This window comes from Mucilaginibacter pallidiroseus (assembly GCF_007846085.1).
Classification (GTDB): Bacteria; Bacteroidota; Bacteroidia; order Sphingobacteriales; family Sphingobacteriaceae; genus Mucilaginibacter; species Mucilaginibacter pallidiroseus.
Map to the genome: position 1 here is coordinate 706,002 of NZ_VOEJ01000001.1, position 26,791 is coordinate 732,792.

Consider the following 26,791-nt stretch of genomic DNA (forward strand, 5'->3'; position numbering starts at 1 on the left):
CTTTATAAAAATATGGGTTTATCAAGTTTCATGGCAATGCGGTAGGCAGCGTTCATAAGCCCAACATGGCTATATGCCTGCGGAAAGTTACCCCACTGGCTGCCTGTTTCTTCATCCACATCCTCGCTAAACAGTAACAGGTGGTTGCAGTATTTCATCAGCTTTTCAAACTCTTTGATAGCGTCATCCAAACGGCCAACGCAAGCTAAGGCTTCCACGTACCAAAATGCGCATATCAAAAACGTTGTTTTGGGTTTGCCAAAATCATCATTATGAAGATACCTGTAAAATAATCCGCCCTCAGTCTTCAGTTCCTTTTCCAATGCTATGAGGTGATCTTTTGCCTTTTGTGATTCGGGATCCAGGTAGTTCATCATTATAAGCTGCAAAGTACTTGCATCTAAATGCGGGCTGCCTGCTGCATGCGTATAGACCTTACGTTCATGATCATAACACTGTTCGATGTGCGCTGCGGCGCGTTCACGCAACGATCTTGCCTTTTGTACCAGCTGATCATTATTGATGCTTAAAGCTATCTTTTCTGCAGCATTACATCCCGCCCACTGGAAAAGGTTACTGTAGCAATGTATGTGTGCGATATTCCTGAACTCCCAAATGCCTGCATCCTTTTCGTCAATAGTGCGTTCAATTTTGTCAAGGATGGTTGCTATCCATTTATCAGAATCCTTTCGCTCTCTGAATATAAAGCGATGATCGGTATAAAGGGGAAGTAATGATATAAGTACCTGGCCGTAAATATCATTTTGTATATGCTCTGACGCCTGGTTACCTATACGTACCGGTTTGTTGCCCATGTAACCATCCAAATGATCCATGATGGTTTCCGTGAGATCCTTTTTACCGGTTATGCCATAAAGCGGCTGATACCTGAAATCGCTATCGTGAGAGAATGATATATCCGTTACATAATTAAAATACCGCTCCATTTCCTCAAAATGCCCAATATGGTTTAATGAAGTAAGTACATAAAAAGTATCGCGCAACCAGCAATACCGGTAATCCCAGTTGCGGCCGCTGCCCATAAATTCGGGAAGGCTGCTTGTACTGGCTGCTATGATGGCACCTGTATCTTCATACTGGTGTATTTTAAGTGCAAGCGCAGCCCTGATAACGTATGGTTGGTAAAATGTAGCTATTGATGAGTGTTTTATCCATAAACGCCAATACTCCTTAGTTTCGCGCAGGTATTCTTCACATAAACCAGCCAATGAGCGGTCAATCTCGGTACCGTAGGTTAAAACCAGATATTTTGTTTCGTTAAGTGCAAAGTACTGGTCTTCCAGCAAGTAAGTTGTAGGGATGTTTGATGTAAGCATCATCTTTTCATCACAACCGTGAAACTCTATAGAGCGGCTACCCTGTATTCGTTCCCACTTGCTGCGGCCATAATCGCAAACCGGATCACACTTAACCCTTATACGCGGGTTGCCCTCAAGCACATCAATTTTACGGATGAGCATCAAAGGGCGGTAATAGGTCCGGTTTTTACTGAACCTCGGAGCAAAATCTGTTATGCAGTATTTTCCCTCGGCGCAGGTAATCTCCGTACGCATTATATTGGTATTCTCGAGATAATATTGGTTTGATACAAACTCTCCGCCAGGCTTTATAGAAAACTCGCCGCCTTTGTTTTTATCCAGCAAGCCACCAAAAATAAACTGGCTATCGAAACGTGGCCAGCACATCCATTCAACATTTGTGTTCTTATCAATATGTGCCAAAAATGCACAGTTGCCTATTATACCTGTTTGATAGATGTGTTTCTCCATGTGTAAAACGTAAATTACCCTACCAACAACAATTGATTGCAATTGTTACCGAAAACTGTAATTAATTGGTTTGCCACATATCATAACTTCGTCTAAGCACATGTGGTGCTTCCCTTACCTGTTAGCCGCAATATTTTGGAAGCTTATAATCACATAAAAAAAGCACCAGCGTTACCGCTGGTGCCCTTGTATAAATTAGGAAACCTGAACCATCAACCTGCTATTGCAAGCAGGTAGCTAAGTTCGTCGTTTAGTAGTTTGCTGTTATGATAGGCACTGCCGGCAAGCCTGATGCTTTGTTTATTGTTTACGCCGTGCACATTAACACTACGCGACTCAAAATGTTGATCGTTCCGCTGTGCACCATCCAGCATGCCATAGGCATGTTCGGACACAATAAAATCATTGTCAAGTACACGTGTTTCGGCCTGTAGCCTGGCGGCGATATTTACAGGCAAACCCATTACAGAAAGATAGGCACCCTGTTCATTCTGCATCTCTTCAATTATAACGTTACCTGCATGTAAGCCAATGCCAATTTCAATTGGTTTGTTGAAACGTGCAACAGCAAAATTTGTATTGAAATATGCCAAGGCATCAAACAACATCTTAGATGCATTAAAAGCTTCAACCACTGCTGTCTGCACGCTGGTTTTCAAACCGAACACAGCATACAAACTATCGCCTGCCCTATCTATAACCCGCCCACCAAATGAATTGATGACGTTGCTGAAAAAGCCAAACAACTTTTTTACCATATGCACAACCTCGCGAGCAGGTTGAGCCTGTAGAAGACCGGTGTAGTCCCGCAAGTCGAGAAACAGGATAGCAAGGTCTTTTTCAATTATGTTGCCCTCGGCAGGGTTGTTATATTGGCATAACAGCTCGTGCTGCATGGTTCGATATGTGGTAATGGTTGTTTTCATGAGGGCCGTTGTTGTGTTTACTTGTAAGACGACCAACAAAAAGAAACATTTTAAAAAATCGAAAAATTATTTTTTTAGCAACCACTTACCAGGCTACTTATTTGTTTATTTACTTACCATCGTAAAGTTTGTAAAAGCTGCATCAAGCTTCTCATCGCCTTTAAAATGCAGGCCCACACGCGGGCTTCTGTCCCACTGCGGTAAAAAGCTAATGTCAGCTACAGTTTGCAAAGGCGTCCAATCAGTTTTGCCTTGTTTAAATAGCAACAAACACTTTTTCCCGTCAACAACTGATAATTTGAGTTTTACAGGAACCGATTTGTTGACAGGTTTAAAGGCGAGCGTATCAAACGTATTACCCTTAACCTGCCAAGCGATAATTTTATTGCCACTAATGCCTACACCCAAAGCGGCATTTGCATCCCCGTAAAACGCCAGCCCTTTTAATGCTTCGTTATAATTGTTTATTATAGTGCTTGCCTCGAAGTTGTTTGATACCGGCCTTACCGTTAACACAATCCCCGCTTTGTTGCCTGGCTTAACAGTTCCGCTCAAGTGAAGCAACCCCGCCCCTTGTTTAACAACTGGCGAAGCATTTCTGAAATCCCATTGCCAATATTTTGCTATTGCGTTGCCATTGAAATTGTCGACTAAACTTCGCTCGGCATTGCCAAGCATCTCCGTTTGAGCTTTAAAAACAGGCCAGCCATTTTCTTGCGGCCAGGTAAGCGCTGATAATAACCCCTGCCGACCGGCGAGTACGTTGCTATTTTTGTTGTAAGCATGATGCAGGTAAGCCAGTTTACCGTCACCTGTTTGTACAAAGGTGCCATGGCCCATACATTTCCAATCGTTATTTTCGGCAAGTATGGGGTTATTAGCATAAATCTCATATGGCCCGGTAAATGACTTGGCCCGCGCTACCCGTACATTGTAGCCGCATTTTATACCGCAACAATCGCCGGCCGAGTAAAACAGGTAGTAATAATCGTCGTGCTTTATAATGCTTTGCCCTTCCATCCCTATCCGTTGATCATCTTTAAGGAGAGAAAACGTCTCACCTTCCAAGCTCAAACCATCCGCAGAAAGTTTGCTACCTAATAGTTCGATCGGGCGGTTATCAAGGCCGTACGCCTTGAAGGTGATGTATAATTGGCCGCCATCATTAAATACAAAAGCATCTATAGCTTCTTTACCAAATTCGATAATAACACCATGATCTTTAAATCCCTTGTCAGGATAATTTGAGGTTGCTACGCCAATGTAAGATGTATTATCGCTTTTGCGACGGGCAGTATAATATATATAGTATGTGTCATTGATTTTATAATACTCGGGCGCCCAAAAAGAGCCGGATGTCCATGCAGGTGCTTTATCAAATACATATCCAGCTTGTTGCCAGTTTTTTAAATCACTCGAAACATAAACAGGGAAATGCGGCGCCCACTCTGACGATGTGCCCACAGCGTAGTATGTGTCCTTTACTTTAATGATGGATGGGTCGGCAAAGTCACCCGGGATAACTGCTTTGCCTTGCGCAAATAACATAGCGGGCATTGATGCCAGCGATAGAACGAAAAGCAACAGGAAGAATTTAATAAGGTTCATAGATTGCTGATTTAAGGAAAGTTTGTTTATAGCTAAGCGTCGTTTTTTAATTTACGACTGCAAACTTTTATGTTTTTCGCCCCACTTTTCGAGTTGTTTAATAATGGGTTGCAGCTCGTAGCCAATTTGAGTAAGTTCATATTCAACCCTTGGCGGCACTTCGGCATAAATTGTTCTTTTAATAATTTTATCTTCCTCAAGTTTGCGTAGTCGCAAGGTCAGCATGCGCTCCGTAATGTTTGGTAACCGGCTTTTGAGTTCACTAAACCGCAGCTTACCAGTCAATAACCAGGAGCATATAACTAATGACCATTGCCCGCCAATAATGTGGGCCGCATAAACCTCGGGGCACTCCTCGGCAAGCGCTTGCCTATTGGAAAAATTGGTTGATGCTTCTTTAATTTTAGTCATTACTTACATTTTTGATAGTACCTAACAATGGGCTGCCAATATACAAATTGCATGGGTTGGGCATTAGCTTTGCCATCAAAATTGATATGAAAACATTAATAATTGTAACGCACCCCAATTTAGAAACCTCAGTTATAAACAAACGTTGGGTGGAAGAACTGCAGAAATATCCCGATCAATACTATATACACAATCTGCATGGCACATATCCTGATGGCAAAATTGACGTGCAAAGAGAACAGGCACTGATTGAGCAATATGAAAAGATAGTTTTTCAGTTTCCATTTTACTGGTTTAGCTGCCCGGGCTTGTTAAAAACATGGTTTGACGATATTTTAACGCACGGCTGGGCCTACGGCAGCCAAAGTGGTTACAAAATGGGCGGTAAAATAATTACACTCGCAATAACGGCAGGTGTTGATGAAGAAGAATATACTGTAGATGGTAGGTACAGGTATACGGTAAACGAACTAATACGTCCTTTCAAGTTATCCTTTGAGTATATAAAAGCCGACTACCGTCCATTTTTTGCGTATTACGGACTTGACTATAAAATTGCTAAGGATGGCGTTGAAGAAAGCGTGCAGCCATACCTGGATTTTTTAAGGGCGTTATGATTATGCTTTAACCTTAGCCGGCTTGAACACACTTTTCGCGCCTGTTATCACAGCAAAGGCTATAAGGCCTGCAGCAATTCCCAACAACAGCTCTTTAATTATCGAAGGCAAATTTGGAAGTACGTGGTGCAGAAATTCGACGTTATGTGCAAAGATACCGCCCGAAACAAGAATTAGTGCAATGGTGCCTACAACCCCTAAAATTTTAATTATAACAGGCAATGCCTTTACAAGCAGATGGCCCAGGCTTGATAAAAAGCCTTTATCATTATTGCTTTTTATGAGTTTATAACCGGCATCATCCATACGCACTATTAGCGCTACTATACCATACACGCCTATGGTAGCCAGTAGCGCCACTACCGAAACAGTAATGATTTGTATGGTTAAGTTTTCTTGCGTAACGGAGCCAAGGGCTATAATTACAATCTCTACCGATAGTATAAAATCTGTTGTGATGGCCGATTTAATTTTAGCCTTTTCGGCATCTGCCTGACTGGTTTTTTCTTCAATTACCTCGCGGCCTTTTTTGGAACGATGAAACAGAAATTCAATTATCTTTTCCACTCCTTCATAAGCTAAATAAAAGCCTCCTATAATAAGCACTATATTTATGGCGGCAGGAAAAAACGAATTAAGCAACAAGGCAATAGGCACAATAATCAGTTTATTAATTAAAGAGCCTTTTGTGATTCCCCACAGTACCGGCAGCTCCCGCGAGGCCAGGAAACCTGTGGCCTTTTCTGCATTTACGGCAAGATCGTCGCCAAGTATACCTGCTGTTTTACGGGTTGCAACCTTTGCCGCTACCGAAACATCGTCCATCAAAGCGCCTATATCATCCAAAATTGCAAAAAAACCTGAAGCCATAAGAGGGTAAAATAATACAGTCGCAACATATAAATTTGCTTTCAGTTTGGCATCAACTAAATTTAATACAATAACAAAGTTTTAAGGAACATCTTTGCATTGCAATCCTGTTCCTTAATATAACCTACAATATTAAAATACTTATATATGGCAGCCATCGATACAGCCCAACGAAATCAGTCGGGACCGTTGGGAAAACGGATATTACAAGGAGCAGGTGTCGGCCTAATTATAGTGTCGACATTCTTACTACAAACAGGTGAGCCCGACCCAACCTGGAATAAATATTGGGTACTGAGGCCACTATTAGTAATGACATTTGCTGGCGCCATGAGCGGCGTTTTTTACTACCTGATGGGAAACATGCGCAGCAAAGGTGGCTGGCATACGGTTTTAGCCAATGTATTAAGCTTTGTAGTGTTTGCAATTGGCATGTGGATGGGTATGGTGCTGGGTTTTGCCGGGACGTATTGGCACTAAGTTTTTACCGAAAAAACTTACTTTACTAGTATAGAAAGAAAACGAAAGCCCTTAAATCTTAAGATTTAAGGGCTTTTGAATGGTATCAGTCGGGATGGCAGGACGATAACCTATGCTTGTAAATTCCTTATATTTAACGCGTTAATAGAAACAAATCAAAGCAGGTGTTCACTTAGGTAACTACCTCTTTTCATAATTAAAGATACACATTTAGTGATATAAAACAAAAGCATTCGCTCGTTTTTGAGCCTTTGTCCATTAGGTAGTCCTGAACGTGGCAGATAGCTCAGAAACTAAAATACTTTTTTAACGATTATTTGTCGAAGTTTGTACAAAGGATTATCATGAAACCGCTAATAAAATATCGGGGCGGCAAGTCCAAGGAATTGCCACACCTCGTCAAACATATACCGGACTTTTCCGGACGTTATATTGAGCCGTTTTTCGGCGGAGGGGCATTGTATTTTTACCTCGAACCCCAAAAAGCGATAATCAATGACATTAATAGTAGACTGATGGCATTTTACTCGATGGTCAAATCGGACTTTAAGACGTTGTCTGCCGAATTAGAATCAATCGAGCGGATTTACACAGATAATCGAAAACGGTATGAGCAATTAAAAGCTAAAAGCCCGGATAACCGTGTAAATGATGAGAATGAGGCTTTCTACTATGAGCTGAGGGATATGTATAACGAGCTAATAGATAAAAAATATTCCGATGCAGCATTGTATTTCTACATTAACAAAACAGCCTATTCTGGAATGATCCGTCATAATGCCAAAGGTGAATTTAACGTACCATATGGACGCTATGCAAACTTTAATACATCTTTAATTACCGAAGCTCATCAAAAATTACTCGGAACTACAGAAATTTTTAATAGCGATTACAAGAAGATATTTCAACTCGCTAAGAAAGATGATTTTATGTTCTTGGACCCGCCATATGATTGCATTTTTTCAGATTACGGAAACATAGAGCATAAAGACGGCTTTACAGAAAAAAACCATATTGAATTGGCCTCAGCTTACCGTAAGCTAAAATGTAAAGCACTGATGGTAATTGGCCGTACACCATTAACCGAAAAACTGTATGGCGACTTAATCATCGATGAATATGAGAAAGCTTATGCAGTCAACATTCGTAATCGCTTTAAGGCTTCAGCTTCCCACATCCTGTTGGCCAATTACAAAAGCAGCAGCGAAATGCGTTATTTAAATCCTAAACCTCAAATCGAATTGGCTTCTTAATATGGCTAGGATCGATAGTAAAGTAATCTTTCTAACCACTTCCCCCAGGACGCCATCTAAAATGATTCCCGAGATACAGCTTTTGAGCGAGCATTTCTCCGGAGTTCCCTGGAATACTGACAATCAAAGGGCGTTCATGGATTTGCTGAAAGAAGAAAACTTCTTCAGCGGGGAAGGTGCTAATGACCCTGCTTTCAGCGCACGTGACCGGATAAATCGTGGTCCTAAATCCTTGGGTTTTGTAATCTTATCGCCAGTAATCACCTTAACTCCTGCGGGACAGGAGCTCATAAATGCGGCCCGAAAAGAAGAAATATTTCTCAGACAGTTATTGAAATTTCAAGTACCATCTCCCTTCCACCGGCCAACAGTTAATTCTGCTGAGTTCTGGGTTAAACCATACCTAGAAATATTCCGTTTAATCCGTCATTTTGGTTCGCTGAAATTTGATGAGCTGGTTATTTTTGGTTTGCAGTTGGTTGACTATAGGCAGTTTGAACAAATTGTTTCGAAAATTGACGCTTTTAGGGTAGCCAAGGCACAGAATGAAGGTAACTATCGCCGCTTCAAAGCTGGATACCTCGATGCGGAACTCCGCTTAATATACGAGAACGATATCCTTGCTGGCAATACGAGGACACGAGAAACTCATGATGCTTCTGTAGCTAAATTCTTAAAAACTAAAGCAAGTAATATGCGTGATTACGCAGATGCCTGCGTTCGTTATCTTAGAGCAACTGGTTTGGTCAATATATCACATTTGGGAAAATCAGTATCCATCGTTCCTGAAAAGATTCCGGAAGTTGATTATTTTTTAGCGAATACGGACCGTGACCCGATCTTTACCGACAATGAAGCCAGTTATACCACTTATTTAGGTAATCCGCAATTACCCGTGCTCTTAACAGATAACAGGGAATTACTGTTGCGAAGACTGGCTGCAGAGTTCCCTGAACTATTGATCCCGTCAGGAGTTAACCTACCGGAACTAAAAGAGCTTTTGTCCAATGCCCGAGAATCACGAAAGGAACAGTTAATTAGCGAACAAGTATCGGCCATAAAAGATTACCGGCTTTTTGATGATATTAATACTACTTTTTCACAAATATTGGATAATGATTTATACGATACGCCTTTAATGCTTGAATGGAATACTTGGCGAGCGATGACTATGCTTGATGGAGGCAATATCAAAGCAAATTTAAAGTTTGACGACTTCGGGCAGCCCATGTCAACCGCACAAGGCAACATGGCTGATATCCAATGTGATTACGAAGATTTCGGTTTAACCGTCGAAGTAACAATGCAAAGCGGACAGCGCCAGTATGAGACTGAAGGTGAATCAGTAACTCGGCACTTAGCTAAATATAAACGGGAAACTAACAAGCCTGCATATTGCCTTTTCATTGCTCCTACAATCAATGAATCGGTGATTGCACATTTTTATGGGCTTCACCGATTAAATATTGCATATTATGGCGGAACTTCGACCATTGTACCTTTACCATTGCGGGTGTTTCTGAAAATGGTTGAGGATTCACATAATGCAGATTACGTGCCCGAACCCCGACATATTCTACGATTTTTTGAATATTCAAATGAGCTGGCGTCTGCAACGAACAGTGAGGTAGAATGGTACAATGGCGTTATGGAAGCAGCGTTGAATTGGCTTTTTCAAGAGAGATAGAACTGATTTCAAATGCGCTGGTAATAACTTCTGAATATGCTGGGCCGTAAAAATTTCCGTACTACCTAGCATTAAGCAAAGTTTTCAGATAGTCAGGTTAGCCGAGATATGGATATGCTTCAAATCAAAAATGACATCCAGAAACTCCATTCGCCTCAAGAAAGTGAGCCGCTCATAACGTAGATGAGTTCAGACTTGATGTTCCCAGTTGGAACATCAAGTTTGACTGCAAGCACTGCCTTGAGCTATCCCGATTATTAAAATGAAGTCCGACTTGCCTTCATTTATAACTTGATGTCCCAAGAAAGAACGTAATTAAAAAAGTGAATTCATTTGCCCTTCTTATGTTCGTGCGGTTTTAATGACGGTGTATTTCCCGGCGTTTGCTTGTTATCCCTTTGCCGTTGATCTGGTTTTCCAGTGGATTTAGCAATTCTTTTTGGTCCTGGCTTGATTCCCATACTTTTTTATATAAATGAATTAACTATTTGTTTTAAGAGTTCTGAACTGTCTTTTTAAAATTCGTCTATTATTTCAACTACGGCTTTTGCGTAGGGGCTTTTGTTAATCTGAATTTGCAATACGCGCCTGAAATTATTTAACTCCCGCTGCTCAATTATTTCCTGCATCGCTGTTCTTCCGGTGAAACCTTTCTGAAGTACCATTTCTATGGCATCATCAATACCCGTAAGTGTGCTTGGCATATCGTAAATAACACCGTGCGGCGCATTATTAACGTCTAAATGGAACCAAGCAGGTTGGCTTCTATATTTCGTTTTAATCTTGTTCTCGCCAAATCCATGTCTTTTATAAAAAAGAGAGGCTTTTTGCCGGATATAGCCGCTTAAATCATTTGGTATAACAACTTTCAATTTAAAATCGGTAAATATGGCGCCTTCATATTCTAAATTTTCAGCATCATGGATGCTTTCAACCATACCCTCAATAAAGTTCTTATAATAGCCAATTGCCAACGCAGTAGTTGGATAAAGGCTCAAATGGCCTAAGCGATAATGTTCATTAATTTTATGGATGAACTCGTTACAGGCGTTGTGAATAGATGTATCATCAGTCGCAATAAAACGGGGCATATAAATACCGCTAAAATCTGTTGGAAGTTTGATACCCTTTTCAACTAGTAAAAAGGACTTGTCTTTACCTAGTGCACCAAGATAAAGCGCCATCTCCAGGATAACATTGTCCCGCGGCTCGATCACAATTTTATCGTCAACTGTAAGTGTCAGATCATCAGCAGTTGCAACGAATACTCCGAAATCAAAAAATTTGACCATGCGAAGCAAGTTATCGAAAGTGCTGGTGTTAACCTCCCATACACCGTCGTCTTTCCAAAGATGACAATCGCCAACAATAGAAAGGCAATTTTTTACCTTTTCGGCGATACTGTAACCGCCAGTGGAAGAACCTATAAATATTTGGGGTTTTAAATCATTCATAATTAATAGCTTAAAAGTGTCCGTTGAAGTGTGTGGCTTTTATATAAGTCTTTTGATGCATCTTCTATGAGAGTATCAAGATCACCTTTGAGTAAAATCAGTTCGGGAACAGTGTTGTCGTCATAAAGTGGTTTTTCAACTCCGTTAGGACTTGATATCGATTTTCGATAGGTTGGGTTATCAATAAGTTTTCCCATTTGCTCGGAAACAACCCTGGCAATCCTAATCTCATCTCCAATAGTGTAGGTCAGAGGGGTATTATCGATAGCGTATACTATCGAATTTAACTGAAAGCTTTTAAGTACCTTCAATTCAACGTCCGAGTTAGCCCGGAGATTTTTTAATAATCTAACTCCCTTTCTTAGGCCATCATTAGTAGTATCTCCCTTTACATTTACGTTATGGATCGTAGCAAAAGGGAAATCCCGATGTTTGGTTTTCTTTTTAAAACTATACAGGTACACGCCGCGATAGAATTCATCTCTTAATTCCTGATATTTATCTGAATTGTACCAGTAAGCAAATACAATATCTACTTTGCGGTTTAGATGCTTGTTTTCAATGGAGATGCATTTGTCGCCGCTATCGTCAACGGTATCATACTGAAATTTCATGATAGCGGTAGCCTGCTTTCTTAGCTCCTCAATATCTGCATCGGGATCTGATTCCGTATATACATTACGGGTCGAGGTTTGAGGGTAAAAATATTTATCAATAATCGTAAGCAAATCAAAATCACTATGTACCCTTATGTTCGTGTTGGTTCTAACCGAACCTTGTGTTCTATAAGCCCTGTCAAAATGTACTTTAAGCCCTCTCTCAAGATGGCTTTGAACATTTTCAGCGGCTTGAATAGTTTTGGCGTTATATTTCGTACCTATAGGTTTCATCGATTCAAATAGGTACTTAATGTCTTGTGGGATGTCTGAAGCACTGAATGATTTCGTTAACGCGGATTCGTTCAACCCCGGATCAAATCGCCTACTTTGAAGATTGGATAGTCGTCTGTTATAATCTAGTACTGCCATAACTGTATTATTAATAATTTAAATTCTTCTATGTTCAACGTAAGGATGCTCCCATTTACCTGTGATTAAATAGAGTTCATAAAACAGGAACCATTTATGCGTCCATGGTATGATCGTATTAAACAAACGCGAATTGTCGTTCCAGCTATGATCCCTCGGATAATAAAGGCATAGACGGTTATCATCAGCATACATGTGTATTTCTTCATGATAGCAAATTTGTGGCTCCGTTACGTAAACCTTCGGGGTTTTAGCAGGATCATACACAATCTTATAATTATAAGTGATCGAGTAATTTGTCGGCTTGCAATAACCGTGAACAAAAAGAACCCCATTTATAATTTTTGACGTTAAAAAATCATAATGCTTTTTTAATAACGCGGCCTCAACGCGCAGTAAATGCGTTCCTTGAAGTCGGCGCTGTGGTATTAAAATATTAGCTGCCATAATTCCGGTTATATTGTCCTGCTACGCCGCTGGTATTGCTAAATTGCCCCGAACTAGTTAAACGAGAGGTCACACTAGCAGCGGCATAAAGGGCTTTCATTTTAGCATCCGTGTCCTCGTCCACACCATCAGGAAAACGCTGTCCAAGGTATTTTTGCCAAATGCGAGACGCCTTCAACTGGTTAGGTTTATCAAGTGCTTTCTTGGCATCATCAATAAATTTATCCAATTCAGCTCTGAATTTGGCTTTTTGATCTTCAGTAAGCTTTGCAGTCAGATCGTCATATGGCTCCACCGGCGATATACAAGAAACCCGGTAGTAATTTGCGGAACGAATGGCCTTCAACAAATTGTACAGGCATTCGTCGTCCCTATCCTCAATTCTTACATAATTATTGGTTGCCCAGACGGTGAGTGCGATACCACTTGGCATTTTAGAGGAGCATTTCGAAGCCCATCCTTTTAAGTATTTTACCATTCGGACGAGTTGGCCATCAGCGTCCTTTCGCTTTTCAAACCAGGTAATTATGTGCCATGGATCGTCTTTTATCCAACCATTATCCTTCACTGCCATGTACGCATAATCTTCGTCGGTTACCTCGTAATAAACCGGGAAATCAATATTGTAGGCGCAGCGATAAAAAACGCGTATACACTTTTTTCTGTGCTCTGCTCCATCGGCGGTATGATCATTTACTGCCTCATAGACATACCGTTGTACAGTAGTTGCGCTGACATCAGGTTTACGAGGAAGATAAACACCACGGTCCGCATCGTAGGTGCCATTTTCCTTAATGATAATGGTACGCATATTTTTGGATGCTGAACCCTGTGTATAAAACGTAGGCGTCATCCCTAGCCTTTCTTCTAATTTGGTAATAATCTTCTTTTCAAGCGTCGTCCTCGAGTTAATCATCTGCTGCATCTGCTCGTTCGATGGCGTGATGCTTTTGCCGTAATCGCAAAAGAGTCTGTTACAATTTGCCATAGTCTATATTAATTTAGAGTATTAAATGATACAATAATAAAGGCGCAGAATACAACCTATTTGTGTTTTGCTTTTTTTTGTATTTTTATAAATATTTAATATCTGAACCTTGCCAGCCAATAAAGACCTCATGGCCCGTATTCGGGTGATTAACGACTGTCTTTGCCACCGTACCAAGAAATACTGGTCAAAGCAGGATCTTGTGGATGCTATTTTAGAAGAAACTGATATTGATATTTCCACGAGCAGCATTAGTGGTGATATCGAAAAAATGAAGAACAGTCGTCAGCTCAGCTACTTTGCTCCGATTAAACACTCGAAATCACCGTTTGGCTATTATTATACGGACCCCGACTATTCGATTGATAAACTGCCGCTTAATGCTGAAGACCTTAAAGCACTTAGATTAGCTGCATCGACACTTAATCAATATCGAAATATTCCACTGCTCAACGCCTTTACCAATACTATAAACAAAATAGTCAAGTTCTCGAAACGGTCAGACCAGGGCGCTGTTTTAAATTTTATCGACTTCGAGCGGACCCCTTTTGCAAAGGGCGTGGAGTATATAGATACGATCATCGAAGCTATACAGGAAAAAAGATGTTTGCAAATCACCTACCAAAAATTCGGTCATTCGCCGGAGGTATATGACTTTCATCCTTATCTGTTAAAAGAATACCGGAACCGTTGGTATATTATTGGCAAGAATGAACAGAAAAGAGCTACAAGAACGTATGGGCTCGACAGAATCACTGCATTGGAAAAGTCAGATTGCCCTTTTCTAGATGAAGGATTAGTTGATAAAAGCTACCTCACGAATTGTATTGGCGTTGGAACCGGAAACGGCCTGGTTGAAAGAGTAGTGTTAAAGTTTGTCGAGTCCGAAGGCCATTATTTACGAAGTCAGAAAATGCATCATTCACAGAATATTCTGAAGGACGATAAAGAGGGATTGATTATTACATTAAATGTTATCATCAACTTTGAATTGGTGGGCATTATTTTGAATTACGGCGCTCACGTCACTGTGTTGGAACCGAAAAGCCTCGCTGAAAAGATTGTCGAAATCGCAAGCAACATTATTAACAATTATTCTGTAAACGCTAAATAGGTAGCGTTACAACAATTTACATTTTATGTATTACTAAATCAGCTATGAGAAAATCTGCCGGCTCTATCATTTTTTCCCCAAGTGACTTGATCACTTTCGTTGCTTCATCGTTTGCTTCGTGGATGGACCGTTATTATTTGGAGAATAGGGATCTGGTAACGCCCGACGAGGAAAGTGAGGAAACCAAGCTTATTGCTGAAACCGGTGACATACATGAACAAGCGATGCTGGCGGAGATGGAGGCTAAGGGAATACCTATTGCTAAAATTGAACGTAGCGATTTTGAAATAGCTGTTACTAACACTACAGCAGCCATAAAAAGTCGGGTGCCAATAGTTTTCCAGGCGGCGTTACAAAAAGATCAATTTGCTGGCTATGCGGATTTTTTAATTTTAAATGAAAGTGACGCCTACGAATTATGGGACACGAAATTGGCGCGTTCGCCAAAACCTTATTATGCCGTACAATTGTGCTGCTATGCTGAAATGTATGCGGCTACAACAGGAGAGTCGATGCCGGAAAAGTTCGGTATTATTTTAGGGACTGGGCAAAGGGTCGTATTCCGCACCGAGGACTTTTATCATTACTACAAACGGGTAAAGAACAATTTCCTCGAGATGCAGGAAACCTTTACCGATAACCTGAAAGATTGCCCGGAGCCTTTGGCATCAGCTGATCATGGCCGTTGGCAATCGCATGCAGATCGCTATTTCGCCAACAATGACCACTTAGTTCAGGTAGCCGGGATTACAACGGGACAAATCAAAAAATTGGCAAAAGCAGGTATCGCTACGATGAGCCAGTTAGCTGAATTTACTGGTAGCGGTATTCATAAGTTAGCCAACGACACCTTAATTAAAATAGTTGCCCAAGCACGTTTGCAATGCGGTACAAAGGCGGACCGGCAAAAAGACTCAACGGCTGATGCTCGTTACGAGTTGATCGCAAAGCCGGCAGAAGCCCTTGCTGCGTTTGGCTTGGAGTTACTTCCGCCTGCACACCCTGCCGATATTTTTTTTGATATGGAGGGATATCCGTTGACCATGGGCGGCCTCGAGTATCTTTTTGGCGCTACAACCAATGATTTTGAGTTTTTTGATTGGTGGGCGCATGACCGTGAAAGTGAAAAAGCTGCCTTTCAAGGCTTCATCGATTGGGTTTTTAAGAGATGGATCGAAAACCCTGGTATGCATATCTATCACTATGCAGCCTATGAGGAGAGTGCGTTAAGACGATTGAGCATACGGCATGATACCCGTCAGGAAGAAGTAGATGAATTATTACGTAATGACGTATTAGTTGACTTGTACAAGGTTGTTCGCCAGGGCATCCGAATCGGCGAAGCCAGCTATTCAATAAAGTCAATCGAATTATTATATAGGCCAAAGCGCACCACCGAAGTTGCAACAGCTGCCGGTTCGATCGTGCAGTATGCCCGGTGGATAGAAAGCGGGCAACCGAGGCAATGGCAGGAAAGCGATATTTTAAAAGCGATACGTGATTATAATGAAGATGACTGCCGGTCCACAGTAGAATTGTTCCGGTGGTTGACCAAATTAGCAGCAGACAACGGTATAAACTATTTACCCAAAAAGAAGAAAGAGCGAGATGAAGAACCTACCGCAGCGTCACAGGAATTAGCCGAACGACTGCAAATCGCAGACCAGCTTCGAAACAAAAATGAGCCCATTGCTACAACATTAGGAGACCTGATTGATTTCCATCGTCGGGAACAAAAGCCAGTTTGGTGGCGAATGTTCGACCGAGCTGAGGCTGAAGCCGAAGAATTGAGTGATGATCCGGCATGCATTTACGGAGTTCAAGCGATCGGTGCGCCCAAATCCGATAAACAGTCCCAAATTCAGGATTACACCTTTGAGGGTTTGCAGGAATGCAAAATGGAAGAAGGCAAACAGGTGATGTTTTGTAATGACCTTGATGCCAAATTCACGCTAATTGCAATTGACTCCAATTCCGGTCGCCTAAGTCTTAAAATTGGTAATAAAGCATTAAATGAAAAAATGAATGGGCGGTTCCCATCCGCCGGTTCAATTATCCTTAGCGAATATGTACCTGCAAAGGAAATACAGGCAGCGCTCGCCAGTATTGGCCGGGATTATTTAGCAGGAATTATTCCGGGGTCAATTTCGGCTTTATTAACAAGAGCGACACCTGTGGCAGAACTGCAAAAAGCTGGAGAAGATACTGTTTCCGCAGCAACCCGGGTAAGCCAAGAGATGAGTGCGGGTTGCTTAGTCATACAGGGGCCGCCGGGGACAGGTAAAACTTTTACGGGTTCAAATATGATCGCCAGCCTGCTTGAAGCGGGTAAAAATGTTGGTGTAGCCTCGAATAGTCATAAGGCGGTAATCAACTTATTAATTGAATGTGGTAAAATCATACGGGCAAAGGGGCACTCCTTGGCGGGCCTGAAAGCCAGCGGAGAAAGTGAAGGCGAACTTTTCAGCGACAACCCACTTATGCGTTATGTGGGCTCAAACAAGGATGCGGCAAACCAATATCGTGGGGGTCTTATAGCTGGTACGGCCTGGTTATTTAGCAGGCCGGAACTGCAAAATAAACTGGACTTCTTATTTATCGACGAAGCTGGGCAGGTATCGCTTGCTAATGCCGTCGCTATGGCGCGCAGCGCTTCCAACTTGGTTTTGCTGGGCGATCAGATGCAGCTGGAGCAGCCGCTTCAGGGAAGTCATCCCGGTGATTCAGGAATGTCCGTATTACAATATGCGCTGAAAGATGAAAAATTAAGTCTAACAGACGCTCCTGTATTCCATGCCGTAGTACCGGCGGATTACGGATTGTTTTTGGGTCAATCGAGGAGGATGCATCCCTCGGTTTGTCGTTTCATTTCCGAAAGCGTTTACGAAAACCGGCTTGGATCTCACGAAAATTGTGAACGGCAAAAAATTGACACAGACCCTTTGGCTGAGGTATCTTTACCGGAGTGCGGCGTTGCATTTATCAATGTTGAACATGACGGTAATATCCAACAAAGTGACGAGGAAGCAGTAATGGTTAGCGCTATTTTTCGATCATTAATAGGCAAGAATTACACCGCGTCCGATGGAACTACTCGACAATTGGCTTTATCAGATTTTCTCTTTATTTCACCGTACAATTCACAGGTGCGCACCTTGAAAGCAGTATTGCCGGAAGGAGCAAGAGTAGCCAGTGTGGATAAATTCCAAGGCCAAGAAGCGCCGGTATGCGTTTTATCTATGTGTTCCAGTTACGGCGAGTACGGCTCCCGCGGCTTATCATTTATACTGGATAAGAACAGGGTTAACGTAGCGGTATCAAGAGCGCAATGCCTTGCAGTTGTCGTCGGAGATGCACGAATTGCCCAAACAAACGCGGGATCGCTAAACGAAATGCGTCTATTGAACTTGTACTGCAAACTCGCGTTTTCAGGGTAGATGGATAAGGATTTAAAACAATCTTACGAAAGAATGGCTCGAACCTATAACATCTTGATAGGTTAATTTAAATTCGAGAGTGGCTAACTTTTATCGCAAAAATAAAAGGAGTACTCCTTTGCACGCGAAATTTATATTCGTAGGCACACTCCGCCCTGACGTCATATCACTAAGCATAATGTGGGGTTAACACATAATATCATTGTTCCGACTCGGATAAACTCGGAGTAAATTCCAATTCTCTTAACTCATTTTTGTATAAAACATCCTACCTCGTACATGAGGTGTGATATTTATTTATATCAGGTCAGCACCTTTGTACTTAAACAAACGCAGTGTAAATATCACTCATGTGTGCACAGGTTGTCAACTATTCTTAAAGGAAGGGTACAACTTTGTCGCGGGGGTACAACTTAAAAGTTGTACTTGTGGAGCATCTGAGAGGAATTTAGGTTTGAGTTTTATATCAGTAAATGAATAATTATGGCAGCAGAAATCATCACGAAGGAAGACTTGCAGGAGTTTGGAGAACGACTGCTGAGTCAAATGAAAGCACTGATCAGCGGCGGTTCAGGTGAGGAACCAAGAAAGTTTTTAAAGAGTTACCAGGTCAAGAACCTGCTCAAGATTTCCAGCAACACTTTACAAACGCTCAGGGATAACGGAACCATTCCGTTCACCAAGATCGGTGGTATCCTGTATTACAATTACGAGGATATCATGAAGGTTTTAAAGGGGGAAGTCAAGAGTAAACGGATCAGTTTCAGTAAATAGAAGTGTGTTCAGCGTTTAGGAGCAAGCCATGTTTTCGCTACGCTTAAACGGCTTGCTCCTTCGGAGATAAGCTAGATTTTGCACTTCGTTTAAAATCAAAGATCATGGGAAGACCGGCTTTACAGGAAGAAGATAAAAGGATCATTCAGGTCAATATACGCCTCACAAAAGAAGAGAACGAGATGATTTGCAATTATGCCCAGGCATCGGCAATGACACCAGCCAACTGGATCAGGCAGAAAGCATTTACCGGCAGGTTTCCTGCGATCAAGCTGTCGCCCATCAATGCGGCACTTTACCGGGAGCTACATAAGATCGGTGTTAACCTTAACCAGGCGGTGAAGCAATTGAACGCTGGTAGATTATCACCAGTTTTTGTAACCATACTGAGCGCTTTGATCAAAACCCAGAAGGATATACTTAACTGCTTAATGAAATGACAGCGGACCAGGTCAAAGGAAAAGGATTCAGGGGCGCATTACGCTACAACCTGCAAAAGGTTGAGCATGGTAAGGCGAAAGTCCTGGATATGACTTTTACATCGGGCAAAGAGGATTCTATCATGGGTGAAGTGGCTTTGGTCAGAATGTTAAGGCCAAACCTTCAAAAATACTTCTATCATACCTCGCTCAACTTTCCGCCAAACGAGAACCTGGGTGATGAACAAATGAACATGATTGCAAATGAATATTTGAACAACATGGGATTTGACCAGCACCAATATGCCATCTTCCGACATTACGATGCGGATCATCCGCACCTGCATATTCTGGTCAACCGTATCGGCTATGACGGGCAAGTGGTTTCTGATAGCAGGGACTACCAGCGCAGCGAGCAGGTACTCAGAAAGCTGGAGAAGCAGTATGGCTTAACAGAGGTCATTTCCAGCAGGCAGGCGCAGGAAAGAGCAATGACCAAGAATGAACTGGAGATGATGAAGCGAACGAATGTGCCGTCCTCTAAAATGCAGTTACAGGAGATCATTAAAGATGTGCTCAGCAGTAAGCCGGATACAGCACAGTTCATTCAGGCGCTGGAAGCGAAGGGAATCAACGTATTGTTTAACCAGGCCAGTACCGGTTTTGTGAGCGGTATATCCTATGGTTATGAAGGCATGCATTTCAAAGGTGCTCATTTAGGTAATGCTTATAAATGGCAGGCCATAAAAAATGCTATCAATTATGAACAAGAAAGAGATCGCACAGCAATTTACAAGGCAAATGTTAGGACAAGAGACTTCCAACAATCAGCAAGAGCCGGTGAATATGCCACAAGAGGAACAGCAACCGGAATTGACGCAGATACAAAAGTTACTGCCGGAAATAGAAAAGCTATACAGCAAGGCGCTGGAAAACTACAGGATCAGATCAGAGCAAAAGATAGCAGATACCAGCAGGCGGCTGGAACTGATGGACAGCACAGCAACCAATCTGGCGTTCCAAATCAAAAGTATCGTATACAGCGCGGAGCAGATTCACAAAGCCAACAACAAGGTGGGCAGCAGGTGGGTCGTCAGGCTTTACCTGGTAGCGATCTTGTCGGGAGTTTGCTCGGCACTGATCACCCTGCTGGTGATATATATCAAAGTGCATTGAATGAGTTCAAACGCAAACGTAAGAAGAGAAAAGGTCAAAGATTGGGTTAGTAATGGTTTTTGATCACAAAGTCCTTCTTGGCCTTTTCTTACGTTCCTCGGTACCTGGCCTAGATACCTTTTGATAAACAGGTTGTCTTTGCGGAGCAAAAGCTTTAGGTGCATAGCTTGGTTTTGCAGCGGGTTCCTCATTGATCTTAACAGTGAGCTGCTTGCCGTTCATATCTGTGCCATCCAGAGCTTCTACCGCAGCTTCGGCTCCTTGCCGGTCATTCATTTCAATAAAGGCATAGCCTTTACAAATGCGTGTTTTCTTATCACGAACGATCTTGATGGTACTGATGTCACCATGCGGTGCAAATAACTTGGCCAGTTCCAATTCGTCGATCTCAAGCGGGAAGCCGCCAACAAATAATTTAACTAATTCCATGAGTAGACTGCAAATGTAGAGATATAGAAAAATAGATTTCTGCATTTATAGAAATGAACATTTCTGTTAATGCAGAAACTTAGAAACAGAAATATGCATTTTTAATAAGTAAACTATGCAAGGCTGACCGCAAATAAAAAAGCCCCTTGCGGAGCTGATATTATTTTAAGTTTTTTAAAAGCTCGATTTTCTCTCGCTCACTCGCTAACAACTGCTCATAGAGCTTTTTATTCTCTTCGAAAACTTCTACTAGTTTGTCAATAGGGTTAAACGTTGGTTGGAAGTTAATGGCGTTTAGGGTTGACGTATCGTGACTGGTAAAAGTATTATTAATAATATTCAATACCGCATCTTCACTAAAGTTTTTGATTGCTTCTGGAGTAACTCCTAAAGCTGCAGCAATCTTATTTAACGCTAAGTCTTCTACCTCTTCGCTTTGTTCAATTTTAGAAATAGCTTGCTGGCTGATACCGAGCAACGCAGCCAGTGCTTCCTGCTTAATACCACGTAACTCACGAATCTTGCTGATCTTTCTTCCGATGTGTAAAGTCTCTGCCATGGTGTAAATGTATCAATTATTGTAAATGTACGAAACAACCGCATTATTGTAAAGTACAAATAGCTGTGGTTCGGCACGTAGGTGTTCTGCTATTTTTTTGTGTTGCCGGTCAATAAAGGCCGGTCACAATAGCATCAGTCATGGACTTAAAGCAATATGATGTACAAAACTTTTATCCTAAGTATCTTGACCAGGATGAGGTCAACGAGCCTTTAAAGGTGATCAGTGATTTCTTTTCCGCTGACTGGCTACCCGGACATTTAGAAAGCTTACTGGAATGGCGTAAGCATGTGATTGAGGAGGGTTATTACACGGATGAACACAAGAAAAGTCCAGCTGGGTTGCTGTTTACGCACCAGTTAAATGCAAGGTTAGTCGAAGCAGTTTACTTAATCAGCCGAACAAAGAGAGCATTGAAGTTGGCGAATGCCGTTCATATTAACTTTGATCTACAATTACAGCAAGAAGAACAGGATTGGCTGCATTATCCTGTTCACCTATCCTCCGCCGAACGCATTAATCCCTATTTGGCTATCGGCAATTTCTTTAAGATCTATACTGTTGGTCAATACCTTGATCTTCTTTATGAGTGGCTGGAAACTGCCCTGTCCAATCATTCAGCAGATGAGTTCTTAGACACCAGCGATGTGATCTATTTTTACGAGAACATGCAAAAGCTTTACGAAGCCGCATGGGTCATCAAGCAGCGGGAGGTCGAACCAACGTTAAAGAAGAGCGTAGATGGATCTGGTGAGTTAGCATCTACGCAGGTAAAGCGGTATCCTGTAAGATTGCCATTAATGAATTTCAATTGCAGGTTTAATGAAGCAATTACCACCGCTGAACAGCTTGGCCTAAGCCAGTTGGTAGAGATCATACTAAAGGAGATTGAGCCTGTATTAATGATTATTCACCTTGGGACACATCCTGATCCTGACACGTTCTATCTGCTAATTATCACTAAGGAGCAAGACAAAACATCGGAACATCAACTCTTAGATAAGATCGAGAAGAAATGCGGTCATCTGATCAATGTTTGCGCGATCGTTCATAAGTCAGACGCTTTTCTTAGGGCGCTCAAAGAAGGGAGTCGCTTTTTTATCAATGCTTTACGGAAAGACAAAATAGCTTACCAGTCATCTAAATTGGAGTTACCCGAACTGCGGAATCCAGATGAAATACATATAAAAAACCAGGTAGAAGCTATATGGAACCGTTGGGGTAAGCAAGGTAAAGACTTTCTGGATACGTCCCTAAGCTGCTTTAATGAAGGCAATTACAATTTAGCTGTGTTCCTGATGCATCAGGCTGTAGAAAGCACTTTAAGCGCTATCATAAGGGTCAACTTGGGTTACCGGCTCTCCATTCATAATCTGGCCAGGCAGCTAAGGATAACGTTGATCTTCACTGATGACTTGAAAAATGTATTTGACTTTAGTGTAATTGAGGATGTACAGCTTTTTGAGCTTTTACAAACGGCCTATTCCGCAGCAAGGTATAAAGACGACTTTTACGTTGATAAAGATATAGTGAAGGCGTTATCAGACAAAGTGTGCAAGCTGTTCATAACTGCTGAAGGAATGTATCACCAGATAAAAGAGCAAATGATAGATTAGCCCTTGCAGAAAGGCAGACCGTTGCATTTCACCACACGCTATCGCTCCGGGTTCCACTACACCGACAGCCTTTCTGCCGCACAGTCAATACTATGGCTCGCTATCTCTCACCATAGACTTGCCTTTTCCCCCACAAAGTAATTGACCCCTGTACCGCCATCACAAAATTAGCGCCGCAGGAAAACTGTCAAGGGTGTATGAACGCTGCACTTAATGGCTTTCATTGGCAGCAGCGCCCTTGACAGTCTTCCTGCTTACTGCTGCCGGTTGTTTAAGCGATACAATGGGATGGAGTGTTTGATATTAATTTTAAATAGTAGAATTTCTTCCAAGTCGCTCATAGAATTATCTCAGTGAATAAAATTTGCGAGTTCAAAAATTAAGGGTAGGATGCCTCCATAAATCTCTTATTCGAACTTTAAGCTTTGTCGGGGTCCCAATAATGTTTAGCAAATGCCACTATGTACGATTGTCTAAGCGATATTTGCTCCTTTCCCCAAGAGCCCTTAAAGTCTTCTAATAACTGGCGTGAGATAAGAGTTGAATATGTAGAGCGATTACCAGGTAGATTATTGCTGTCACTTGCGTTACGTCCTCTAGTTGATAAAACTAGATTTCCAATATTATTTAAGTATTTATCTTTAAACTCTTGTTCATACTCAATCTCGTATGGATTTCGAGGCATCCAATGATCAAGCGTGTTCTCTAGTTTGGGAGTGCCATATAAATTCTTAAATTCGGGAAATAGCATGTAAGGTTCACGAACACCATCTCTCAACGAATTTTCGTATTTCCAAAGTAAATATCTTGTAAGCCCCGTGTAGTGATTATCACCATCTAACCTTCTGTTAAAATCAGCCTCAAAGCTCCAATACGGTTGGAAACCAAACTTTGCATGATTCCACAACTGTTTTATTAATTCTCTGATGTCGTTGCCTTGATAACGATTCGCGATTGTTGGAAGCGAATTAGTATAATAACTTCCTGTTGTGTATTTTAATCGAAATAGTATTATCTCAATTAAGCGCAATACCTTCTCCATTTGCGGATCATTCTCATGATAATGAAAAAGCTTAAGTAATAGTGGAAAGCAACTCGCTTGATCAAGGAATAGAATATCTCCTACAAAGCTATAGGTTTTTCTTTTGGCTTGTATAGAAATAGCAAACTCGAAAGAGCGCTTTAATTCAACAACAAAATTTTTTATCCATTTTTGAATTGCTTCTGATTTAAGCTTCGAAATCGAGTTTTTTATTCTGTCAATCGCTGTATCTCCGTAAGGTAGAAAAGCAGTTGTATGATAGCCGAGTACTTGATCCTCAGTTGCAATCTTTATTTTTTCTATTGCACGATAGACATGCTCGAATTCTTTCTCAATGAATCCAATAGTTTCATTTGGATCTGTGTCCGTATTCTTACAACTTAGAAAAATTTGCAACATTAAGAAAGCCTTCAGTTTTTCTAAATTGGTTAAGCCTTTACCTCTGTCATTCTGGAATGTGAATATTTGTGTAGCTTCTGCTTTATCGTTAACAATATCAGTTGTAATTTTAGCATTCTCAATAAGTTCTTTCCATTTTATTACTTCATGCAGCGGTGATATACTTATCTGTTCAGAAAAGTAATCAAAAGCCTCTTTTATCCTTTGGCGTGATCTAGTATCAACTTTATCTTGCCTATTTTCTATAACTAGGTTAATAAAGAAATTGTTATCGTAAGCGACTGTATGAAATTTTTGTTGATCATCACTACTTATTAGATATTCCTGCCTTAGATTAAATGAATCACGTTGATGTTCTGAAAGCTTTGACAACACCTGATAAATAGCACTCAAAAAGATAATTGCTGTTGTCATGCGTTGCTGACCATCAATAACCCAAAATTTATTTGGCTTTACCTCATCTCTTTCAAAAAGAAAATGACCATAATGATATTGTTCGACACTATCTGGGTGATCTTTAAGGTCAGATAAAAATTGGGCAACCTGCCTTTCCTTTTCCCATGAATATGCACGTTGATACGTTGGGACAGCGAATGTATGTTTTCGGGGGCTAAAAATATTATTAATTGTGGTACGGTATTCCATTGCTATATGCAAGGTTAATTTAATATTGATGTGATAATAATAAAAACGACTAATCCACTAAAATTGGCTACTGATCGTGTAAGCAATTAATATGTCTCTTACTAGGTGAGATTTATTTAACACTCATAAAACCTTCATAGTCAATGCTTGGATAAAAGTGTGATAATTTAAACCCTTTTATAGCCTCATCGTTAGGGATATTTTTTATAAGTGCATAGTCAGTTACCAGTTGTTGTCTTCTTTCAACCGCCATTCCTGTCTTTTTTTCCTCCAATTCCCATACACGACCTAATTGGGACAGACTATTTAAAAAGAAGATGATTTGTTCATCTGTGGAAAGCTGTCCTCTCAAATGGCGGATATAATTTCGCTGATCAATGCCAGAAATATCGGGCTGGTCATTGATAAACGATACTGTTTGATATAGATGTCTAAAGTAATGTCCCAACCTGAATTGATGTCCGCCATAGTACTTGTCATAATCATCCGGGTAAAAAGTAGCTTTACTTTGGATATTGACATCTTTTTCACTAGTCACTTTAACTTTCTTATTTGTAGATGTTAGATTTCGCTTTAACAAAATTTCTTCAAATCGCTGGCGTTTATTAGTTAAACTGTTGATAGCCCACCAATTCACATAAAAGTCTGATTCTACCTTGGGTTTTAGAGCCGCATACTTGAGAACATCTACTAAAAAGAGTTCTTTGTATTTATTTTTAGTTAGATTTAAGATGGTTTCCCGACCCTCGATTCCTACCCCAAAAAAGATCATTAAATATAAAATATCAGCTTTGGCTAGTATAAGAAGGTCGATATTTCGATCTACCACCGTAGAATTTTTTATCAAGCGAAGTCGGTATGTATCCTCATAAACATCAGTGATTTTTTTATCAATAAAAAAATGTTCGATTTCGTCTTGAAGCTCTTTAAACTGTGTTTTGAAGACTTGGAAAATCTTTCTTTGAGTGACACGGTCTTTTATTGGTTCAGGCATCGGTAGGTCTCTATTAACAACCTTTTTTCTGTAATAGTAAGTGAAAGATAATTCGGCTACATTATCACGATGAAGGCCTATTAGTTCAAAGAAGCGTCCCTCAATTTTCTCATGAGCAAAAGCATCCCTTTGAACAGCATTCGATTCTCGTTGTTTAGAGAAGGACAGAAACAGATAAATGAAGCCAGCTGCGGCGGCGAAGAATCCACCTATACCATTGGTGAAATCTCCCTTTGTACCCTGTATCGCCCAATAATTTTTATCAGATTCTTCATTATCAGTGGATTTATCCTGTTTAAATGTACTGGAATCTTTAAATGGTGCCCCTTTTGTTGGCACATGTAATTGCACTTTTTGTTTCAAAGGAGATGAGCAATAAACAAAAACGATCCAAATAATTCCCCAAGCCAACATTAGAGATGCAATTGATTGAAGAAAGACCTCCCAACCTCTACTGATAAAGGTTCTAGTTTGCGAGATTTGATCAGAATTCATTTTTAAAAAAGGTTTAGAAACAATTGGCAAGATAACGATTTTATCAAAATCCAATTCGCTTTCTATTCTTTGCAGCCCATTGTTGGGATTCGATTTTGTGCCATTATTTGTCCAAATAGCAAAGGACTATCTC

General features: G+C 41.0%; 23 protein-coding genes. 10 read left to right on the forward strand and 13 right to left on the reverse strand.

Annotated features, from left to right (window positions below):
• Positions 1-2: 2 nt before the first annotated feature.
• The 4 genes from FPZ43_RS03155 to FPZ43_RS03170 all read right to left on the reverse strand — a co-directional run bounded on the left by FPZ43_RS03155 (position 3) and on the right by FPZ43_RS03170 (position 4,735).
• On the reverse strand, positions 3-1,790 hold the full coding sequence (locus FPZ43_RS03155) for a glycoside hydrolase family 15 protein (protein ID WP_146380383.1): 1,788 nt from the start codon (positions 1,788-1,790) through the stop codon (positions 3-5).
• Positions 1,791-2,002: 212 nt separating this feature from the next.
• The gene (locus tag FPZ43_RS03160; protein ID WP_146380384.1) at positions 2,003-2,716 is read right to left on the reverse strand and encodes an adenylate/guanylate cyclase domain-containing protein; all 714 of its coding nucleotides are present in this window, start codon (positions 2,714-2,716) and stop codon (positions 2,003-2,005) included.
• Positions 2,717-2,821: 105 nt separating this feature from the next.
• The gene (locus tag FPZ43_RS03165) at positions 2,822-4,324 is read right to left on the reverse strand and encodes a glycoside hydrolase family 43 protein (protein WP_146380385.1); all 1,503 of its coding nucleotides are present in this window, start codon (positions 4,322-4,324) and stop codon (positions 2,822-2,824) included.
• 51 nt (positions 4,325-4,375) lie between these two features.
• A complete protein-coding gene (locus FPZ43_RS03170) occupies positions 4,376-4,735 on the reverse strand; it encodes a winged helix-turn-helix transcriptional regulator (RefSeq protein WP_146380386.1) in 360 nt (119 codons plus the stop codon).
• A gap of 86 nt (positions 4,736-4,821) precedes the next feature.
• Here FPZ43_RS03170 and FPZ43_RS03175 point away from each other — a divergent pair, with 86 nt between their 5' ends.
• Complete coding sequence (locus tag FPZ43_RS03175; protein WP_146380387.1) at positions 4,822-5,352, forward strand: NAD(P)H-dependent oxidoreductase; 531 nt, start codon at positions 4,822-4,824, stop codon at positions 5,350-5,352.
• Here the strand turns inward: FPZ43_RS03175 and FPZ43_RS03180 are convergent, their stop codons facing one another.
• Positions 5,353-6,222, reverse strand: coding sequence for a DUF808 domain-containing protein (locus FPZ43_RS03180; RefSeq protein ID WP_146380388.1), 870 nt, complete (start codon positions 6,220-6,222; stop codon positions 5,353-5,355). It abuts the gene before it with no gap.
• A 147-nt stretch (positions 6,223-6,369) separates the two neighbouring features.
• Between FPZ43_RS03180 and FPZ43_RS03185 the strand changes: the two genes are divergently transcribed.
• The 3 genes from FPZ43_RS03185 to FPZ43_RS03195 all read left to right on the forward strand — a co-directional run bounded on the left by FPZ43_RS03185 (position 6,370) and on the right by FPZ43_RS03195 (position 9,642).
• Positions 6,370-6,702, forward strand: a complete 333-nt coding sequence (locus FPZ43_RS03185) for a potassium transporter KefB (protein ID WP_146380389.1) — start codon at positions 6,370-6,372, stop codon at positions 6,700-6,702.
• Positions 6,703-7,046: 344 nt separating this feature from the next.
• Complete coding sequence (locus tag FPZ43_RS03190) at positions 7,047-7,955, forward strand: DNA adenine methylase (RefSeq protein ID WP_146380390.1); 909 nt, start codon at positions 7,047-7,049, stop codon at positions 7,953-7,955.
• A 61-nt stretch (positions 7,956-8,016) separates the two neighbouring features.
• Positions 8,017-9,642, forward strand: a complete 1,626-nt coding sequence (locus tag FPZ43_RS03195; RefSeq protein WP_222430915.1) for an AlwI family type II restriction endonuclease — start codon at positions 8,017-8,019, stop codon at positions 9,640-9,642.
• Between the two features lie 515 nt (positions 9,643-10,157).
• Here FPZ43_RS03195 and FPZ43_RS03200 read toward each other — a convergent pair.
• The 4 genes from FPZ43_RS03200 to FPZ43_RS03215 all read right to left on the reverse strand — a co-directional run bounded on the left by FPZ43_RS03200 (position 10,158) and on the right by FPZ43_RS03215 (position 13,559).
• Positions 10,158-11,096: an STING domain-containing protein gene (locus FPZ43_RS03200; RefSeq protein ID WP_146380392.1), complete on the reverse strand. Its 939-nt coding sequence runs from the start codon at positions 11,094-11,096 to the stop codon at positions 10,158-10,160.
• Between the two features lie 2 nt (positions 11,097-11,098).
• Positions 11,099-11,986 carry a nucleotidyltransferase family protein gene (locus FPZ43_RS03205; protein WP_146380393.1) on the reverse strand — a complete coding sequence of 296 codons (888 nt, stop codon included), beginning with the start codon at positions 11,984-11,986 and terminating at the stop codon, positions 11,099-11,101.
• A 156-nt stretch (positions 11,987-12,142) separates the two neighbouring features.
• Positions 12,143-12,571, reverse strand: a complete 429-nt coding sequence (locus FPZ43_RS03210; RefSeq protein WP_146380394.1) for a hypothetical protein — start codon at positions 12,569-12,571, stop codon at positions 12,143-12,145.
• Positions 12,561-13,559 carry a cyclic GMP-AMP synthase DncV-like nucleotidyltransferase gene (locus FPZ43_RS03215; protein ID WP_146380395.1) on the reverse strand — a complete coding sequence of 333 codons (999 nt, stop codon included), beginning with the start codon at positions 13,557-13,559 and terminating at the stop codon, positions 12,561-12,563. Before FPZ43_RS03215 ends, FPZ43_RS03210 begins: the two co-directional genes overlap by 11 nt.
• Before the next feature lie 109 nt (positions 13,560-13,668).
• Between FPZ43_RS03215 and FPZ43_RS03220 the strand changes: the two genes are divergently transcribed.
• From FPZ43_RS03220 to FPZ43_RS03240, 5 genes are all read left to right on the forward strand, one after another.
• Positions 13,669-14,673, forward strand: a complete 1,005-nt coding sequence (locus FPZ43_RS03220; protein ID WP_146380396.1) for a helix-turn-helix transcriptional regulator — start codon at positions 13,669-13,671, stop codon at positions 14,671-14,673.
• A gap of 44 nt (positions 14,674-14,717) precedes the next feature.
• Positions 14,718-18,110, forward strand: coding sequence for a TM0106 family RecB-like putative nuclease (locus FPZ43_RS03225; RefSeq protein ID WP_146380397.1), 3,393 nt, complete (start codon positions 14,718-14,720; stop codon positions 18,108-18,110).
• A 483-nt stretch (positions 18,111-18,593) separates the two neighbouring features.
• Entirely contained in the window at positions 18,594-18,884 is a 291-nt protein-coding gene (locus FPZ43_RS03230; RefSeq protein WP_146380398.1) for a helix-turn-helix domain-containing protein, read from the forward strand.
• A 104-nt stretch (positions 18,885-18,988) separates the two neighbouring features.
• On the forward strand, positions 18,989-19,324 hold the full coding sequence (locus FPZ43_RS03235) for a plasmid mobilization protein (RefSeq protein WP_146380399.1): 336 nt from the start codon (positions 18,989-18,991) through the stop codon (positions 19,322-19,324).
• Entirely contained in the window at positions 19,321-20,529 is a 1,209-nt protein-coding gene (locus tag FPZ43_RS03240; RefSeq protein ID WP_146380400.1) for a relaxase/mobilization nuclease domain-containing protein, read from the forward strand. Before FPZ43_RS03235 ends, FPZ43_RS03240 begins: the two co-directional genes overlap by 4 nt.
• 13 nt (positions 20,530-20,542) lie before the next feature.
• Here the strand turns inward: FPZ43_RS03240 and FPZ43_RS03245 are convergent, their stop codons facing one another.
• Both FPZ43_RS03245 and FPZ43_RS03250 read right to left on the reverse strand, forming a co-directional pair.
• Positions 20,543-20,908 carry an RNA recognition motif domain-containing protein gene (locus FPZ43_RS03245; protein ID WP_186461749.1) on the reverse strand — a complete coding sequence of 122 codons (366 nt, stop codon included), beginning with the start codon at positions 20,906-20,908 and terminating at the stop codon, positions 20,543-20,545.
• A gap of 160 nt (positions 20,909-21,068) precedes the next feature.
• A complete protein-coding gene (locus FPZ43_RS03250; protein ID WP_146380402.1) occupies positions 21,069-21,467 on the reverse strand; it encodes a helix-turn-helix domain-containing protein in 399 nt (132 codons plus the stop codon).
• Positions 21,468-21,607: 140 nt separating this feature from the next.
• Between FPZ43_RS03250 and FPZ43_RS03255 the strand changes: the two genes are divergently transcribed.
• Positions 21,608-23,083: a HEPN domain-containing protein gene (locus FPZ43_RS03255; protein WP_146380403.1), complete on the forward strand. Its 1,476-nt coding sequence runs from the start codon at positions 21,608-21,610 to the stop codon at positions 23,081-23,083.
• A gap of 418 nt (positions 23,084-23,501) precedes the next feature.
• Here FPZ43_RS03255 and FPZ43_RS03260 read toward each other — a convergent pair whose 3' ends face one another.
• The gene (locus FPZ43_RS03260; protein WP_146380404.1) at positions 23,502-25,169 is read right to left on the reverse strand and encodes a DUF262 domain-containing protein; all 1,668 of its coding nucleotides are present in this window, start codon (positions 25,167-25,169) and stop codon (positions 23,502-23,504) included.
• A 112-nt stretch (positions 25,170-25,281) separates the two neighbouring features.
• Positions 25,282-26,712, reverse strand: a complete 1,431-nt coding sequence (locus FPZ43_RS03265; RefSeq protein WP_146380405.1) for a putative phage abortive infection protein — start codon at positions 26,710-26,712, stop codon at positions 25,282-25,284.
• Between the last annotated feature and the right edge of the window lie 79 nt (positions 26,713-26,791).

What these genes read in the sequence shown, in the direction of transcription:
- FPZ43_RS03155 (WP_146380383.1), bottom strand. Translation starts at nt 1,790, where the DNA reads ATGGAGAAACACATCTATCAAACAGGTATAATAGGCAACTGTGCATTT.
- FPZ43_RS03160 (WP_146380384.1), bottom strand. Translation starts at nt 2,716, where the DNA reads ATGAAAACAACCATTACCACATATCGAACCATGCAGCACGAGCTGTTA.
- FPZ43_RS03165 (WP_146380385.1), bottom strand. Translation starts at nt 4,324, where the DNA reads ATGAACCTTATTAAATTCTTCCTGTTGCTTTTCGTTCTATCGCTGGCA.
- FPZ43_RS03170 (WP_146380386.1), bottom strand. Translation starts at nt 4,735, where the DNA reads ATGACTAAAATTAAAGAAGCATCAACCAATTTTTCCAATAGGCAAGCG.
- FPZ43_RS03175 (WP_146380387.1), top strand. Translation starts at nt 4,822, where the DNA reads ATGAAAACATTAATAATTGTAACGCACCCCAATTTAGAAACCTCAGTT.
- FPZ43_RS03180 (WP_146380388.1), bottom strand. Translation starts at nt 6,222, where the DNA reads ATGGCTTCAGGTTTTTTTGCAATTTTGGATGATATAGGCGCTTTGATG.
- FPZ43_RS03185 (WP_146380389.1), top strand. Translation starts at nt 6,370, where the DNA reads ATGGCAGCCATCGATACAGCCCAACGAAATCAGTCGGGACCGTTGGGA.
- FPZ43_RS03190 (WP_146380390.1), top strand. Translation starts at nt 7,047, where the DNA reads ATGAAACCGCTAATAAAATATCGGGGCGGCAAGTCCAAGGAATTGCCA.
- FPZ43_RS03195 (WP_222430915.1), top strand. Translation starts at nt 8,017, where the DNA reads ATGATTCCCGAGATACAGCTTTTGAGCGAGCATTTCTCCGGAGTTCCC.
- FPZ43_RS03200 (WP_146380392.1), bottom strand. Translation starts at nt 11,096, where the DNA reads ATGAATGATTTAAAACCCCAAATATTTATAGGTTCTTCCACTGGCGGT.
- FPZ43_RS03205 (WP_146380393.1), bottom strand. Translation starts at nt 11,986, where the DNA reads ATGAAACCTATAGGTACGAAATATAACGCCAAAACTATTCAAGCCGCT.
- FPZ43_RS03210 (WP_146380394.1), bottom strand. Translation starts at nt 12,571, where the DNA reads ATGGCAGCTAATATTTTAATACCACAGCGCCGACTTCAAGGAACGCAT.
- FPZ43_RS03215 (WP_146380395.1), bottom strand. Translation starts at nt 13,559, where the DNA reads ATGGCAAATTGTAACAGACTCTTTTGCGATTACGGCAAAAGCATCACG.
- FPZ43_RS03225 (WP_146380397.1), top strand. Translation starts at nt 14,718, where the DNA reads ATGAGAAAATCTGCCGGCTCTATCATTTTTTCCCCAAGTGACTTGATC.
- FPZ43_RS03230 (WP_146380398.1), top strand. Translation starts at nt 18,594, where the DNA reads ATGGCAGCAGAAATCATCACGAAGGAAGACTTGCAGGAGTTTGGAGAA.
- FPZ43_RS03235 (WP_146380399.1), top strand. Translation starts at nt 18,989, where the DNA reads ATGGGAAGACCGGCTTTACAGGAAGAAGATAAAAGGATCATTCAGGTC.
- FPZ43_RS03240 (WP_146380400.1), top strand. Translation starts at nt 19,321, where the DNA reads ATGACAGCGGACCAGGTCAAAGGAAAAGGATTCAGGGGCGCATTACGC.
- FPZ43_RS03245 (WP_186461749.1), bottom strand. Translation starts at nt 20,908, where the DNA reads ATGGAATTAGTTAAATTATTTGTTGGCGGCTTCCCGCTTGAGATCGAC.
- FPZ43_RS03250 (WP_146380402.1), bottom strand. Translation starts at nt 21,467, where the DNA reads ATGGCAGAGACTTTACACATCGGAAGAAAGATCAGCAAGATTCGTGAG.
- FPZ43_RS03255 (WP_146380403.1), top strand. Translation starts at nt 21,608, where the DNA reads ATGGACTTAAAGCAATATGATGTACAAAACTTTTATCCTAAGTATCTT.
- FPZ43_RS03260 (WP_146380404.1), bottom strand. Translation starts at nt 25,169, where the DNA reads ATGGAATACCGTACCACAATTAATAATATTTTTAGCCCCCGAAAACAT.